Here is a 16,952-nt window from a genome sequence, read left to right as displayed (position 1 = left end):
TATATGATTTTTTCAGGAGATTGTCACATGTGTGGACTGAACGAGTGGGAATTTGACAGTGAAAAGACTCCCTTCCCTTACGACCGATTCCACATGAATTTCTCCCCCATGACCGGTGACGATTTCTTTACAGATGGCTAGACCAAGGCCCGTACCACCAATTTTCCGACTATCCGAGTTATCGACGCGGTAAAACTTTTCGAATAGACGACTGAGTGATTGTTTCGGAATCCCGATTCCCTCATCCCGAACTTGAAGAATGACTTGATCACGTGATGTCGTGAGTACGACATCAATCGCACCACCAGATGGTGAGTATTTCACCGCATTATTCAATAAATTATTGAGTAACTGTCTGATTTTTTCTTCATCTGCTTCAATGACAGGCAACTGATTTCCTTCGTGACGGAACGTAATCCGGTGGGCTTGTGTCGAAGCCGCATAAAAGTGTGTCGTTTCTTCAGCAATCGCATGAATGTTCACAGATGTCTTTTTGTACGATTGTGTACCTGACTCCATGCGCTGGACGTCTAAGAAATCGTTGACGAGATTCGCAAGACGTTCCGTTTCGGAATGGATCGTCCGTAAGTATCGATCTTGGCGCGATTCTTCAATATCTCGATTGAGCATGAGCTCTGTAAAACCATAAATCGAAGAAAGCGGTGTTCGAAGTTCATGAGATACAGTCGAAACGAGTTCTGATTTCAAACGATCCATTTCGGTTTCTTTCGTCACATCCCGCATGACAAGCATCGTTCCTTTATGCACCTGATGAATGTGAATCACCTCGACATAAAATTGAATGAATACCGTTTCGTTTCTAATCGAGAACTGTAGACTCTCTGTCGGTAACTCTCCACGAAGAACTGAATCAACATATCGACTGAAGTTTTCCGGTTCATCGACGACGGATTGAATGACTTCTAAGCATGTTTGAAGTGTTTCTTGTTCCGCCTGGACACCATATCGTAATTCCGGGAATAGATCGTACAGCGGTCGATTGACGAAAACCTCTTCTTTCCCTGGCTCAAGATAGATGACCGCTTCACGAATCGAATCGAGAATCCGTTCCGTTTTCGTTTTTTCTCTCGTCATCTCGTCAAACAAACGCATCCGGAGAAGGGATAACGACAATTGACGAGAGAAGGACATGACATCCCGCATCTGTTCATTCGTAAACTGATCGCGGTAACGGACCAGATAGATATACGCGATGATATCATCTGCGGTTGGATCGAGAATCGGCACAGCCGTTTCATACATATAGTACGGGTACGGTAACGGATGATTGCTCGCGACTTGTTTAGAAGAGTGAACTGGTGTCTTGAGTGATTCTGCTCGTTTTAACAGTGACGCATCGTTTTGAAGTAACCGCTCTGCCAGTTCATCCGTCATACCATAGGTGACGACGGAATAACTCTCTTCCTCATCGACGAATACTAATGCACCAATTTCAGAATCCGTGATCGTGACGAGCTTCTCGATGATTTCCGGATAAGCGGTCAACGATTCACGTGCCGCGAGCGTCTCTGTCAGATCATTCCGGTACTGAAGGTGTTGTTCATTGCGCATCGTCAGTTCCAATGCTTCTTCAAGTTCCTGTTGTTGTGCTTGCAATTCTTCTTGCTGCGCTTGTAATTCTTCCTGCTGGGCTTGCAACTCTTCATTTTTTGCCAATAGATGCTGTTTATTCTCAGAAATCGAACTTGCCATCTGATTAAACGATAGTGCTAAAATACCAATCTCATCTTTACGATTCGGTACTTTGACGCTTAAAACATCTTCACCATTCGCAAGCCGTTGACTGTTCTTAACGAGAGACAGTAATTCAATCGTGATGCGACGAATGAATGGATAGATGAAGAAGATCAAAACAGCGATCAAAACGACGATATTCGCTAACCAAATCAGTTGCGTCGTTCGGATTTCCTGCTCCAATTGATCACTTGTCCGTTGTGCCCAATCTTCCAAAAATTCACGATAACCGCCGAGTGCCAGTTCACTTTTATTAATCTCTGATAATACATCGATGTTTCCTTGACTATCTAACTGAATCTTTCCTTCAGTTATCAACTTCTGACCGAGTGGCAATTCAGCTAGCGTCGTTCCTTTCAAGAAGGATTCTGTAATATCTCCTGACTCTTTCGTTTTGACATAGGATTGAACAAGCGGCAAGATTGCATCGAAATAGTATTGATATAGTTCTCTCGAGGACTGGGCGAATGCCTTTCCTTGATCGTAGATTGCATTTTTTTCGAACCAATCCGTTTGCTGAGCAATCTTATCTTGTTGAGCCATGACTTGGGTATACAATTCTTCATTTCCCATCAAGGCATAGCCACGCATGTTGAATTGAACATCCTGCCATTCTTCCCATAGAGCCCCTGCGCGTGCACTACGATCTCGGATGTCTTCTAATTTCGCCCGTGTCGCTTGCAATTTCGTGTCCGTGTAGTTGTAGACGATCAATGATGAAATCATCAATGTAGCTAATACGACATAAAAGGATGCCATAAGTTGGCGTCCGATTTTTCGATTAATCCACTTGGTGATCACTCAATATTCCTCCTACTACATCAATCAACTCAAGAGGACTAAAGGGTTTCGAAAAGAAGTAGTTTGCACCGATTTCTTCCGCGCGCTCTCGATCAGATTGTTGACTTTTAGCGGTCAACATCATAATTTTCAAGTGTTGCTTATCTGGATGTTGTCGAACTTTTTCGATGACTTCGATTCCTGTCATCCCAGGCATCATGTAATCCAACAGAACGAGGTCATATTCCGTGTTCATGATTTTTTGATATGCTTCGTCTCCGTCCGTCGCTTCATCAATCGTATATCCTTCATCTTCTAGTGTATCAAGTACCAACATACGTAAGACATCTTCATCTTCTGCTAATAAAATACGTGCCATCTATTAAAACCCCCCAAAATTATCCATCGTTAAAGTGACATATCTTCTTTATTTTACACAGTTTTTTCACAATAAGAAACGGAAATCACTCCATACCTTGATTTTATTCCTTTATTCCTCATCCCTCTTTTGACCTATACTAAAACCTCCCTCGCCTCTACCTGAAGTAGGAGGACAAGAGAGGTCTCAGTCGTAAAATTAAACTAAATCAATCGTTTCTCCTAAAGCAAAAGCATAAATGACTTTCCGCGAGATTCGAATATGAAGAATAGCTTCTAATGCTTCTTGGTATAGATTCAATTGAGTCGCATACCGTTCACGTAAAACATCAGCAGGTGTCTGTCCGACTTCCGTCGTAACGATTTGATCCGATTTATAGTCGAGTAAGATATATGACTCCCCATCCTGAATCAAGCAGTCGACGATTCCCTGCATGACTGCGTCATCCACTGGACCCGTCCAGTCTTTCCGAAAACGTGATGCTCCGATTTTATACGTAAACGGTAACTCTCGATAGACGTGGTTTGTCCGTAGTCGTTCGCTGAACAATTGTCCGATCTCGGAGTCTAGGAACTCTTGCAACTGTGGTGTTGCTTCCCGCATCGTCGTTGCTTCGATAGGTGTGATTCGTTCCATTGTTTCCCATTGATTGATCTGTTCTGAAATCGCTGCATCCGGTTTGTATAATTGCATCGCTAGGTGTAGGACCGTTCCTCGTTCCGCTCCACTAAGTACAGGTCCAAGGAATTGTGGCGTTCGGTAATACGTCGTCTGGCGATACGTCGTTTCAAATGCTGCGCGTTCCAACTGTTCCGCGCGCTTCAGTTCCGTGACGGTCTGTTTCGCTGCCGTCTCTGTCGCGAGTAGATGCGGATACTGATACGAAAATGCCGCTTCAACGATTTCTTTGACGTGCGTATTGACGGGCACATCAATTTTTTCAAGCTTTTGGACGTGTTCGAGTTGCTCCACGAGTGTTGAGATTTCTTGATACGGTGCTAACTCCTCTAAAGACATCACGCGAATCGACCAGTTCGTCTCATCCGGACGTAGTAAACTACTGCGTAAGACTGCCGGAACGACCCATTCCGCATAACTCTTCGCTTGGCGCCGGTCATTTTCAGGTAGTAAGACTTCATCGAGTGGCGTCATCTGCCAGGCCACCATTTGATCTTCTAAATCCTTGACTGTCCCGACGAGAATCAACTTTTCCTTCGCTCGAGTCATCGCAACATACAAGACGCGCATCTCTTCTGCCTTCATCTCGCGATCCATTTCCCGACGGATGACTTCCTTCAATAGCGTTCCAGATCGCAAACGACGAATCGGATCAATGGCGTCTAGAGCAATGCCATACGTCTTATGCAACTGGATGGCCTGCATTTGATCCTGTTTGTTGAATTGTTTCGTCAATTGGCTGACAATCGTCACGGGGAACTCGAGTCCTTTTGATTGGTGGATCGTCATGATTCGAACGACGTCCTCGTCTTCTCCAAGCGAACGGGCTTCTGCGAAGTCTTCTCCTCGTTCGATCAACCGATTGATCAGGCGTAGAAAACGATATAGCCCTCGATAACCGGACGTCTCGTATTGCTTTGCCCGCTCATATAAGGCATTTAAGTTAGCTTGACGACTTCTGCCTCCAGCGAGACAGCCGACATACTCAAAATAGCCAGTCTGATCAAACAATGATCGAATGAAGGCAGGAAGCGCACTCCCACGTGCTTCGGTTCGCCATGCTTGAATCTGACGGATGATCTCGTCTATTCGAATACCAAGTGCTGATTCCTCTGTCGCCATCGCGAGTGCCGCCTCATAAAAGCTTCCTTCTTTTTGTTTTGCTCGAATCCGCCCTAGATCACGATCCGCCACACCGAAAATCGGCGATCGTAACAGACTGGCGAACGGGATATCTTGAAGTGGATTATCGATTGTCTTGAGTAACGCCATCATGATTTGAATTTCCGTCGCTTGGAAATATCCGCCCGTCGTATCTGCATAGACCGGAATCTCATACTGTTCGAGTACTTCAACGAGTGCCTGAACACGCTTGCCGCGCGAACGGGCCAAGACGACGATGTCACGGTATTCGCATGTCCGGAATCGGTTCGATTTCGCATCGTAAATCAGATGTGGATGTTTAGAGTCGACGAGTTCTAGAATTCGTGTTGCAATCGCTCGTGCTTCAACTTCTTCTTTTTCACTATCAAGCGGATCAATCAAGAGTAATTCAGGGTCGACTTGCTCTGATTCTAAATAACTTAAATTACCGAGTCGAAGGTGCGCCGCTTCATCGTAATCAATTTCTCCGACTGTCTCATCCATGACTTGGCGGAAGATTTGATTCGTTCCATCCAACACCTCGAGGCGACTGCGGAAGTTCTTTGTTAGATCGATGCGTGTTCCGACGTCGGTCTGATGGAATCGTTTGAATTTCTCCAGGAACAATCCTGGTTCTGCATGTCGAAATTTGTAAATGGACTGTTTGACATCACCGACCATGAATAGATTCCCTGTAGCCTCGTCCGTTTTCGAAACCAGTTGAATGATGCGTTCCTGGACTTCATTCGTATCTTGGTATTCGTCGACCAGTACCTCAACGAAGCGTTCCTTTAGAAGTTTTGCCACATCCGACGGTTGTCCCTCTTCCGTCAAGATCTCTAATGCAAAATGTTCAAGATCCGAAAAATCAACGATTCCACGTTGTTGTTTCGCTTCGAGATAATCGCTTGCGAATTGACGCACGAGTGTAACAATCGTTTCTACATGTCGGAGCTGTGATCGTAAATCTTCCAAGTAATCAACACCTGTTTTTTGGACAAACAGTTCTTTCATTTTCTTGAATTCTGCAACGAGTCGTGTCCGCTCTGTCTGGAACGGTTTGATGCCTTCATCCCCGCGCGGACTTTTCCAACGACCGAATTCTACTGCTTGAAACGCAAGAGCAACCATCGACCATTGCCGTACTGACGTTTCAAGTACTCCAAAAGGAGCGATATCCTGTCGCATCATCTGTCCCATTTCCGTATATCCGGACTGTTCCAATTCAAAAGCAAGTTCTCGATAACGTCCTAATAGATTCGACAACGTCTCCCATTCCAGTTCGACCAATCGTTGCATGAGCGGAGACTCATCCGGATCGATTGGTTGATCGTACTGATTGATTAAATGCGCATAAAACGCTTCCGGATCAGGTAAGGATCGAGAAAAACGGTAGAGATTTGAAATCAGCGAAAGCATCGCTTGATCGTCCCGGTCTGATGTATAACTATCGATCAAATCATAGAATCCCGGATCCTCAGAGGCATAGAACGACTCAAAGACCGCTTCTAAGACATCATCTTGCAGTAATAACAGTTCAGATTCGTCAGCAATCCGAAACGCCGGATCCAAACCGATCCGGTAATAATTCTCGCGTAGAATCGATAGACAGAATGAATGGATCGTCGTAATTTGTGCCCGGTTCATTAATTGACGTTGCTTTTTTAGATACAGATCATCCGGTGCCTCTTTGATACGTTGATCCATGACCTCAATGACTCGCGTTTTCATCTCACGCGCTGCTGCATTCGTAAAGGTAGCAACAAGAATCCGATCCGCCGACAACTCATCTTTGGGATCGATCAATCGTTGCGTCAGCCGTTCGACGAGGACAGCTGTTTTCCCTGATCCAGCAGCTGCTGAGACTAAGATATGTCCTCCCCTTGCTGAAATGGCTTGTTGTTGTTCTTCCGTCCAACGCACGCTCATTCTTCATCCTCCTTCAATCGTTCCAGTACCTCTTTTTCAGACATCGGTTTTAATGGACGATATTGATTTCCGAGTGATTCATCGAATTGACAGACTGAACGATATTCGCAGAAACTACACGGTGTCCGTTCCTGATAATCGAATGGATTGATTGCAATATCCCCATCATAGATATCTTGACTACTGTCTTTTAATGCCTCCCACGCATGATCCATCAGTGCCGATAAATCTGCCTCTTGTACAACACCCTTCGTCTGTGATTTATGCAGTCCATTTTTCGTGAAGGTCACTTTGACGAGTGGGGATTTTTTTCGTTCATCGTATGCAATATGATCCATCGCTCGCAGTACCTCATCATTCTCGAGAATGACGCCTTGCATCTGATAGGACTCGAGTAATAGTCGATTACGTTCTGCTTCATCAGCAGATAAATCGCCTCGTAACATCGGATTCTTAACATGGAAATACAGCGCACCAGCAGGTTTTGCCTGCTGTTGATACAGCAACTCCGACTGTTCCACGACCGTCTTCAGATAAAGAAGCATCTGAATGGCAAGCCCATAATAGATTTCCGCAAAATCCAGTCCTCGAGCACTCGATTTGTAATCAATGATTCGAACGTATAGCTGATCACCAATCGTCGCCTGATCAATCCGGTCGATGCGACCCGTGAATTCAATTTCTGTTCCGTCTGGTAACGTAAAGCGTAATGGTGGGAACGTCGCGTTCCCAAAACTGATTTCAAATAAGTCGGGTTCAAAGTCTGTTCGTTTTGCTTGTTCAACAAGCATTTTAGCTGTTTGCTCCACGACATCCGTCAATTTTTTCTTGATATACCCGAACCGACTCGAACTCATCAAAATCGCATTCTGAATTTCCGGTGTCACCTTTTCGACAGCTTCTTTCGCCAGTGTCCCGCACGTTTCGCCGTCGAGCTCTCGCCAGTGTCGTCCAGAAGCTTTAATACTGAGCGACAAATCATTTAATGCGCCATGGAACAGATTCCCGATGTCCGGTGCTTCAAATTTATACAGCTTCCGCTCGCGTAAACGAAGTCCGTATCGAGCAAAATGCTTATACGAGCAGGCGTTATAGGTCTCAAAACGCGAAACGCTCGCTTGCAGTGAATCACCATATAGACGATGCGCCAACCCTTCCGGTAACGCTTCCGCTTGATTTTGATAGAACAAGGCACTTGAGAATAGACCCATTCGTTCGCGCCCTTGTCCGTTTTCAAGAAGTGAATTATATACTTGAAACCAAATTGGCTGAATCGGATAACGTCGTTGTAAACGGCGGAGTTCAATCGCCGTCGCTGCTGCCGCGCGATCGGGACTCGTCACGAAATCGAATTGTTCTTGCGGTGCATGTTCGCCAGCCTCCGCAAACTGTGTTTTGATCGGACGATCAAGCAACAGTTGCCGCTTCAATTGTTTCGTGATTGCCGCCGGTTGCAACGCCTTTCCTTCTTCATCGACAAGCGCATAACTGACATACAATGCTTCACTTGGAGCCATCATCCCTTGATACAGATAAAATAGTTCATCATCAAACACATCAAGGGACGCTTTTCCAACCGGAATACCATGTTCATGTAAAAAGTCATGATCATTTTCGGACAGTAACTTCGATTGATCTTGGACGAACGGAATCAGACCATCATTCGCTCCTAGTAAAAAGACGACTTTCACTCGTTGTAATCGTCCACGCACATAATCCGTCGCAATGACTTGATCCAGCGATGGGGGGACAAGTGCAAAACGCAGACTCTCAAGTCCTGTCTCGACCATTTGGACGAACAAGTCCGTCGATAACGTATGCTCAGGCGCAGCAGCTTCTAGCTGTTCGAATAGGTGAAGAATCGCTTCATACACTTGATCATGTTCCCGAGCAGCAAGTAACTGATCTTGCTCTAATGCTTGCTTGCGCCATTCCATTAAATGTTCTGCAATTTTTTGTTCTTCGAGGAATTGATAAAGACCTTTCGTATACGCGCTCATCGTCTTTGCCTGCTTTAACCGACGGTGTAACGGTTCAATCAAGTCGACGACGAACGTACGGAGATGATTCAATTCCTCTTCTTGCGCGATTTCCTCTTCCGTTAAGCGAACTTCCTCTGCTAAGCGTCGCTTTAATTGCCACGGTTGTTGCCACATTGACCCTTTAATGCCGCGTTCGAGCACGAACGTCTCGAAACGATCGAGCGCTAGACGCGCATCTTCTGCCGGAATCGGTAAGAGCTCCGTCTTCAGTAAACGAAAGACCGTTTCTTCCCGATAACCCGATGTCACGATGTCTAAAGCAGATTGAATCAAGTCAACGAGCGGATGATGGATCATCGACTCACGTTGATCCAAGAAATACGGAACATCATACATGCGGAAGGCTCGTTCCAAGTGATCCGCATACGGCTCTAGATGTCGCACGACGAATGCCATCTCATGAAATCGATACCCTTTTTGGCGAACAAGTTGAATCGCTTTCCGCACGGCTGATTCTGCTTCAACTTGCCGGTTGACTGCAGCTGTCATCTGAAAGCCGTCAATATCATGATCGACAGGAGGATATCCCGGCTTCAACAAGGCCTGCTCCAAATGTCGTAGCCCTTCTGATTGAAACTTGATTGGTTGATCATACAAGATTTCTTCGTATGGAATCGACAGCTCCTGCATTTGCCCGATCAATTGCATGTAGCAACGCTGGGACACACCAAAAGACGTTTGTTTTGCATAAGGATCCGCCGCGTCCATTGTAAAACTAATATGCATTTCAGCCACTTGTTGCATCAAGGCAAGCAGTACTTGTTGTTCCTGAAGCGAAAACTCATAAAATCCGTCGAGGATGATCGTCGCTTGATCCAGTCGCGCTTTTGGAAGCAACTCAAGTAACGTCGTATAATAATCATCCGCATGGAGTGCCTTATCGACGATTCGTTCCGCAAAGCGCTCATAAATCAACGCAAGGTCGTTCAATTTTGGTGACCGTTCGAGAGACCGATCACTCACTTGACGCAACATATCCGGCTCGATCAATGAGCGTTTAAATGACGCGATGAGTTCATCAAGTCCTTGGAAAAATCCTGGCATATTTTTCGTACGCTTAAAAATCTTTAACTCGTCTTCTGATTCCTCGACGACCTGTCGGAGTAATAATTGTGTTCCTGTCTCATCGAGAAATGGAATTGCTTGATTTCCGTAATCGCGTAAAATATGAAACGCAAAGCGCCGTAAACTCATGACTTCGAGACGAACAAGACCTGCTATCCGTTCATCTGTCGCAATCCGACGCTCCATTTCAAATGACATCTGATCCGGAACGATGAAATACATCTTCTCGCCTAGTGGTCGTTGCTCGAGTTCTTGTACGACGCGCTCAATCAATTGTGTCGTTTTCCCACTACCCGCACGACCAATGTGCATCTGGTTCATCAAGAAAACCTCCTCTACCTTTTTATGTATCATTATTATCGCACAAATAAGAACAAATGTACTGTTTTCGTCGCATGTCTTTTCGATATGGATTTGCTATAATCAGAACACATCCTAATGTAAGGCAGGTGATGATTTTTGTCGCTCTATGAAATGCTTGGAGGCGAGCAAGTANNCATCATCAAGTCTACCATGATTCCTTATTGCGTCCGTTATTCCCTGATGATCGACACCGTGTCGAACAGGCACAATTCGCCTTCTTGACCCAAATGACAGGAGGTCCACGCGATCCGAATCAACCGCCGACGAGTTTAGCGATGATTCACCGGTTATTGCCGATTCAAAAAGAGCATGCCATCCGTTGGTTGGAACGGATGGAAATAGCTTCTCTTGATACGATTCCAAATGAAGAAGCGCGACTCCAACTCCTCGAGCGATTACGGATTGGCGCAACGAATGTCTTACGTGTTTGCGAAGCACACCAGATGGACTGAGGGATTTTTCTTTCTCATCTGTCCATTTCCATGTAAAATAATAAATGGAGGCGATATAACATGACGGAAGAACAAGAACAACGACCGGAACTCGTAAAGAATGCGATTGAGCAAGCAGAAGCATCGACGAACGAGGACGATACACTCGAAGAAGAACAAACCGAAGAACAAAAAAAATTGGACCATATCAAAGGTCTCGTCACCCTTGAACGCGGTTCTGATTACTACCGTGTCGTTTTTTATGACGATCATAAACACTTGATTTTCAAGGAACTCGATTACGACCGTGTCGACTTTGTAGGTCGGTTCTACAATGATAGCTTTGATCCGACGAACTTGACGGAACTAGAAGAAATCGCAGACAAAGCTCTTTCGACTTCTTTACGGAAACGATTCCTTTAAGACATAAAAAGAAGCCGTCCTCCAACTGGAGAACTGGCTTCTTTTTTATTGATCGGATTGTTTTTTCTTCCGACGAAGGACATAGGCAAGAACGCCACCTGCGACAGCGATTCCTGTTGCCGCCAAGATTGGAAGTAAGACTTTTTTATTAGATGCTAGTTTTTGTTTGACTTGTTCGAGTCGCGATTCATTCGTCTCTTTTAAGGCGATCGATGTTCGACGATTCATCGTGACATGCTTCGCAGCATCCGTCACAACGATTCGTTTCGTGACCCAACGGCGATTTCCGGCATCATCGACGACTAGTTGTCGCGCGCGTTTGATTCCTTTGATTCGTTTACCCGGTGTATTTTCCGGACGTACGATGCGAGAACTGATAAAGCGTCTGCCACCTGTCGCACCAAATCCAGGCTGCAATTTTCGGCGATTTAACCATTCATATGATTCATTCATCGTGTCGCGGTAAAAGTTACCGCTTCACCTCCCTATGATTTCTCTCTCTACTTCTTTCTCCTTACATAAGTAAGATTCCTGTTATGTGTTTCCACTTTTCATCGATTCTTAAACTCCGGCAATTGGAAGCGCCGTTGCATTTCATACGCCAGTTCCAACGTTTTGATTCGTTGCCGTTCGATGCTGTATGCGGATGCGTCCGTATCAATACATTGACCTGTCTGAAACTCTACCTGTACTTTTCCAGACTTTTTTTGAACAGTCTTCATTTGCTTGAAATTGATCCAAATGCATTCCGCCTTTTCTTTTGCGGTCGTCGGAAAAAATATCGTTTGTGCCTGCCAATCTACTAAAACAGGTGTCTTTCGGTTCGGACCAAGAATATGTCGCGCTGCTTCGATCCGTCCACGCATCGATGAACCAAAATATAAACAGGATTCTTCAATCAACTTAATCGGATGACCCTCTAAAATACTTTCCGAATGCTCCTTGATGACAAGTGTCTGTGGTTCACCATATTGACCATATCTTGGAATCAAAGCTAACGTTTCTTCCGTAACTGGGTATGACATCTCCTTCACTCCCTTCCTGAATTATATTGGTTATATCAAACTTCCTTCTACTCTGCATGAGTATACCGATTATTTCCTAATGAAAAAAACGAGATCCTAGGATCCCGTTTTTAAAATTCTTCTGGCTTTTTTTCCTCTTGTTCAATAAAGTGACGTGGGAAATTAAAAATCACACAAACTTTCCCGACTCCATTTCCCGCAGGGCGATTCTCAATTGCTACCGTACCATCATGACGCTCAACGATCCTTTTGACAATATAAAGACCAAGCCCGAACTTCCCTTCTTTGCCCCGTGAAAATTGATGAAACAAGGGCGAAGAGTCATCAAGTGGCGGTCCATCATTTTCAATTTCGATATGAACCTGATCCGCTGTCCCAGACAGTCGGATGTCAATTTGTGTTTCAGCATAACGAATCGCGTTGTCCATGACGTTTTCGAGTGCAACTCGTAATTGTTCCCCTTCACCAAGGACGATCCCCGCTTCTCCACTAACATGCCATTCGAGTGACTTCGTTCCAGAAAAACGATTTTTCAGCAGGTGTATCATCCGATCGATATCGACATTATCCCACGTCGAACGATCGAGCTCGAAATAGTCGAGCTTCGTGACGTAAAGAAGAGCCGCCACTTTTTTCTCTAATCGTTCCGCTTCCTCATCAATGACCGATACGGAGCCGGTTAAATCACCATCTGGATAGATCCCATCTGAAATGGACTGAGCATAACTTCGAATAACCATGATTGGCGTCTTCAAATCATGTGAAATATTTTGAAGCAACGATTTTTGTGCCTTATCCTGCTTTTCAAGATCCATCCGCATCGCATCGACGGACCGTGCCAGTCGACCGATTTCATCCCCACGATCGAGCGGAAGTGGTGTATCCCACTTTTGAGCCGCGATTTTCCCGACTGCTCTTTCGATTTCGACGAGCGGATGTGTCAGACGACGCGCCAACCAGAAGGCAATGAATAACGTAAAGATACTACCGATGATGACGACGAAGCCGATTTTTGAAAACAGTTGTGTAATCAGTTCTTGTCGATAAGCATCCCAGACGTAAGAGACACGATAGTAGGTTTCGCCGCTCTCTTCCATTTTACGAATACTATAATAAACGTCTTCTTTATCAAGACGCGTCGTATACTTTGCCGTAACTGTTTTTTGATCAATTGCATCACGGTACATCTGATTGATCAGTTGTTGCGGTGCCCCACCGTAATAAAGTTTTCCGTTCTTAGATAGCAATAGGATATTAACTGATCGAGATTCTTGTTTTCGACGATCGAATTCAATCGGATTATCTTGTAGCATCTCGATGACAGAGGCATCCTTCGAGAAGAAGACCTCACTATTCTCAAGCGTCGAATAGACCTGTTCATCGATGAAATTTCCGATCGATGAGCGGATGACAAGGAGAATGACTGCAGATAATGTGACGATGACGAGCAGAAACATCGCCCAAATCTGAAATCCGAGACTGCGATTTTTCATGCAGACACCAAGCGATAGCCAATACCATAGATCGTTTCGAGTTCCAGTTTCGTTAATTTCTTACGGACACGACGGACAAGATCATCGACGACGCGATCCGATCCGAAATAATCGTCACCCCAGACACTGACGAGAATCTGCTCGCGAGACATCGGCGTCCCGATTTGTGTCGCAAATAAAATCAGTAGATCGTACTCTTTTGAGGTTAGATCAATTTCTTGACCGTTCTCCTCGATGATTCGTTTCTCAGGATAAATCATATAATCGCCGTATTGAATGACGCCACTTTTCGGTGTCGCATACGTACGTGCTAAGATTTTTTTGACACGAATGACCAGTTCGCGCGGAAGGAACGGCTTCGCAATATAATCGTCCGATCCCATCTCAAGACCAATGATCTTATCGATATCCTCATCACGCGCCGAGATGAAAATGACGGGTGTCGTTTCATCATGTGCCTTGATTCGCTTAATCAATTGAAAACCATCCATATCCGGTAGCATGATATCTAAAACCCACAAATCTGGCTTCTCTACGATCGCAGAAGCAGCTGCCTCACCAGATGTAAACGATTTAACCTGCCAACCTTCTTGTTCCAAGTACTTTACGAGTACACGATTCAAGTTCACTTCATCATCAACCAAATAGATTGTATGCATGGCTCTCACTCCTCGACTAATGTGCTTTGTTTCAGTGTATCAAAGGAATTCCGCAAAATTATGGGAGAGTGGATAATAATTCAAAAAAACCTTTCTTTTCAAAAGAAAAGAAAGGCGAAGTCATAAATTTTCTATTATTTGACGAGACGGAGCGCTGGATACGCTACTTGCTCGTTCTTTGAAGTCGCAGGTGCCACCTGTTGACGTCGTTCCATTTTCACGACGTGCGTCAAAAATCCAACGCCGCCTCCTAGCAATACTGTTACACCCGTCATTAATAGAATCTCCATTTTCTTCGCCACCTTTTCCATCGCAATTGATAATCAGTATCATCCTCAAACTGACTATAGCATGCTTAAACGAAAATGAGAAGCGTTCTCACAAAATTAATCATCCAAAAACTTTTTTTGTTCTAGTTCATGACGTTTTCGAATGATTTCCTTCCAATCGAATTGTCCTTGTTCGAGTCCATTAATTAAAATTTCAGCAGTTCCGACATTCGTCGCAAGCGGCAAATCGTATACGTCACATAATCGAATGAGTGCCGAGACGTCCGGCTCATGCGGTTGGGCCGTCAGTGGATCGCGTAAAAAAATCACGATATCGATTTTTCCTTGTGCTACCAGCGCTCCGATTTCCTGATCCCCGCCGAGTGGACCTGACTTACAGCGATGGACGTGCAGATCGGTTGCTTCCATGATCCGTTGCCCGGTCGTTCCTGTCGCGTATAATGTATTTTTCTTAAAGAATGCGGCGTAAGCCCGTGTAAAGCCCATCATCTCATCCTTTTTCTCATCATGTGCAATCAATGCGATATTCATTCGTATCCCCTCCTTCTTGTCTATGCACAGAAAAAGAACTTCAGAAACCTGAAGTTCTTGAGACAGTCATGAATTCGTCGGTTGTTTCTTCAACACGGTCCGTAAAATCTTTCCGGTCGTATTACGAGGTAATTGATCGATGAACTCAATCTGTGTCGGACATTTATATTTCGCGAGTGATGTAGCACAGAATGCCTGCGTTTCCTCTTCCGTCATCGTCTCACGAGCAACAACGAATGCTTTGACGGCTTCGCCCATCTCCTCATCCGGTATACCGATGACGGCGGCTTCGATGACGTTCGGATGCTGATAGAGGACTTCTTCGACTTCACGCGGGTAGACGTTGTACCCACCGACGATGATCATATCTTTTTTGCGATCGACGATATAGAAATACCCATCTTCATCTCGACGAGCCAAATCACCCGTATATAACCAGCCATCGCGTAACGTCGCTTGTGACTCTTCCGGCATCTTGTAATAACCGGTCATGACGTTTGGTCCCCGAACGATCAATTCTCCGACTTGACCATCTGGTAATTCTTGTCCGAGTTCATCGACGACTTTGTTTTCGACATCGACGATCGATGTTCCAATCGAGCCTGGTTTTTGAACACCATTGACCGGATTGAAACAAGTGACGGGTGATGCTTCCGATAAACCATATCCTTCGAGGATATGACATTGGAATGTTCGATCAAATGCTTCAAGGAGCGGCACTGGAAGACTCGCTCCTCCTGAGACGAACAAACGTGTTGATTCAAAATAGGTCGCATATTCCGGATGAGCCTTCACGGTTTGCAGTAAGAAATTATACATCGTTGGCACGCCTGCAAAAATCGTCACCTGTTCTTTTTTCGCTAACTCAAACGTCTCTTGTGGTGAAAAACGTGAAGCAATGATGATTGACGCTCCATGTGCGAGTGACGCATTGACGACGACCGTCAAACAAAAGACATGGAACATCGGTAATACGGCAAGTGTCCGGTCGTTACTGGATACATGTAGATAATCCCCAATCGAGCGCGCATTCGACGTCAGATTACGGTGGGATAACATCGCACCTTTTGGTTTTCCTGTCGTTCCACTCGTATAGAGAATGACAGCGATGTCGTCCAGTTCATTCGTCACTTCGGTCAAGGGATGTTCGATTTCGAGCCAGCGATCGAGCGTGATGAACGTCACTTGTTGATGTGTTTCGTTTGGTCCTTCTTGATCCGCGTAAGGAACAGAGACGACAATCTTAAGATTCGGTAAATGCACGAGACGATCTTTTGCAGCTTCGACGAGCGGTGCAATCCCTAAAATCCCCTTCACATCACCGTTCATCAGGATATACCCGATTTCATCCGGTGTGTATGTAGGGTTGATCGGAATCGCGATTGCCCCTTGTTTCATGATGGCGTAATATGCCACTAGGAATGCTGGGCTATTCCCTAAAATCAGCGCGACATGATCGCCTTTTCGGATCCCGTTCGCTTCAAGCGCACCGGCTGCCCGGTGAAACTTCTCGACAAACTCACGATAGCTGACTTGCGTGTCCTCAAACACATACGCCGTTGTGTCTGGATGTGTTCGAGCAGTTTCTTCGACGGATTGAATCAATCCAAGCATGAGCAAAATTCTCCTTTCGAATGAATGACTATTCATTTTTTACGTAAAAAAAATCCATACGTAGTCAAAAGCGACCGTATGGATAGTGTAACACTTTTTGGAAACGTTTTCACAGAGTTTCTTTTTAACCGTTGACGATGACGCCACCGTTTAAGTGAAGGACTTGTCCTGTCATATAACTTGAATCGTTACACGCGAGGAAAACATATGCTGATGCCATCTCAGCCGGCTGCCCTGGGCGATCCATCGGTGTATTTTTCCCGAATGTCTTGACTGATTCATGCGGGAACGTTTCCGTGATGAGCGGCGTCCAGATCGGACCCGGCGCGACGGCGTTGACACGAATGCCCTC

At 45.2% G+C, this 16,952-nt stretch carries 13 protein-coding genes and 1 pseudogene; 2 read left to right on the top strand and 12 right to left on the bottom strand.

All coding sequences use genetic code 11. The features are described 5' to 3' along the window. Positions 1–12: 12 nt before the first annotated feature. From B4F99_RS02410 to addB, 4 genes are all read right to left on the bottom strand, one after another. Positions 13–2,556, bottom strand: a complete 2,544-nt coding sequence (locus tag B4F99_RS02410; protein ID WP_214856725.1) for a sensor histidine kinase — start codon at positions 2,554–2,556, stop codon at positions 13–15. Further along, a complete protein-coding gene (locus B4F99_RS02405; protein WP_035409361.1) occupies positions 2,537–2,914 on the bottom strand; it encodes a response regulator in 378 nt (125 codons plus the stop codon). Before B4F99_RS02405 ends, B4F99_RS02410 begins: the two co-directional genes overlap by 20 nt. A 198-nt stretch (positions 2,915–3,112) precedes the next feature. Beyond that, positions 3,113–6,664 (bottom strand): helicase-exonuclease AddAB subunit AddA, encoded by a 3,552-nt coding sequence (gene addA / locus B4F99_RS02400; RefSeq protein ID WP_290755084.1) that lies wholly within the window; start codon positions 6,662–6,664, stop codon positions 3,113–3,115. Then, positions 6,661–10,092 carry a helicase-exonuclease AddAB subunit AddB gene (gene addB / locus B4F99_RS02395; protein WP_290755083.1) on the bottom strand — a complete coding sequence of 1,144 codons (3,432 nt, stop codon included), beginning with the start codon at positions 10,090–10,092 and terminating at the stop codon, positions 6,661–6,663. Before addB ends, addA begins: the two co-directional genes overlap by 4 nt. A gap of 188 nt (positions 10,093–10,280) precedes the next feature. Between addB and B4F99_RS02390 the strand changes: the two are divergent. Further along, positions 10,281–10,586, top strand: a pseudogene (locus tag B4F99_RS02390) (globin); the annotation flags it as partial. A gap of 60 nt (positions 10,587–10,646) precedes the next feature. Then, complete coding sequence (locus tag B4F99_RS02385) at positions 10,647–10,988, top strand: hypothetical protein (RefSeq protein ID WP_029340963.1); 342 nt, start codon at positions 10,647–10,649, stop codon at positions 10,986–10,988. 45 nt (positions 10,989–11,033) lie between these two features. Here the strand turns inward: B4F99_RS02385 and B4F99_RS02380 are convergent, their stop codons facing one another. The 8 genes from B4F99_RS02380 to B4F99_RS02345 form a co-directional block, all read right to left on the bottom strand. Continuing rightward, the gene (locus tag B4F99_RS02380) at positions 11,034–11,441 is read right to left on the bottom strand and encodes a hypothetical protein (protein ID WP_023467385.1); all 408 of its coding nucleotides are present in this window, start codon (positions 11,439–11,441) and stop codon (positions 11,034–11,036) included. Positions 11,442–11,539: 98 nt separating this feature from the next. After that, on the bottom strand, positions 11,540–12,013 hold the full coding sequence (locus B4F99_RS02375) for a competence protein ComK (protein WP_035409368.1): 474 nt from the start codon (positions 12,011–12,013) through the stop codon (positions 11,540–11,542). Between the two features lie 110 nt (positions 12,014–12,123). Next, positions 12,124–13,506, bottom strand: a complete 1,383-nt coding sequence (locus B4F99_RS02370; protein WP_035409370.1) for a sensor histidine kinase — start codon at positions 13,504–13,506, stop codon at positions 12,124–12,126. Then, positions 13,503–14,165, bottom strand: coding sequence for a response regulator transcription factor (locus tag B4F99_RS02365; protein ID WP_214856729.1), 663 nt, complete (start codon positions 14,163–14,165; stop codon positions 13,503–13,505). Before B4F99_RS02365 ends, B4F99_RS02370 begins: the two co-directional genes overlap by 4 nt. Positions 14,166–14,299: 134 nt before the next feature. Beyond that, on the bottom strand, positions 14,300–14,455 hold the full coding sequence (locus tag B4F99_RS02360; protein ID WP_197026224.1) for a hypothetical protein: 156 nt from the start codon (positions 14,453–14,455) through the stop codon (positions 14,300–14,302). Positions 14,456–14,551: 96 nt separating this feature from the next. Next, complete coding sequence (mgsA, locus tag B4F99_RS02355; RefSeq protein ID WP_029340960.1) at positions 14,552–14,986, bottom strand: methylglyoxal synthase; 435 nt, start codon at positions 14,984–14,986, stop codon at positions 14,552–14,554. A gap of 66 nt (positions 14,987–15,052) precedes the next feature. After that, positions 15,053–16,600, bottom strand: a complete 1,548-nt coding sequence (locus tag B4F99_RS02350) for a fatty acid--CoA ligase family protein (RefSeq protein ID WP_290755080.1) — start codon at positions 16,598–16,600, stop codon at positions 15,053–15,055. Positions 16,601–16,724: 124 nt separating this feature from the next. After that, the coding region (locus B4F99_RS02345; protein WP_290755078.1) for an SDR family oxidoreductase at positions 16,725–16,952 on the bottom strand (228 nt) is incomplete at its 5' end.

Source organism: Exiguobacterium sp. UBA3491 (assembly GCF_002377745.1).
Lineage (GTDB): Bacteria > Bacillota > Bacilli > Exiguobacteriales > Exiguobacteriaceae > Exiguobacterium_A.
The sequence above is the reverse complement of the archived record's forward strand: the minus strand, read 5'-3'. Positions and strand labels throughout refer to the sequence as shown.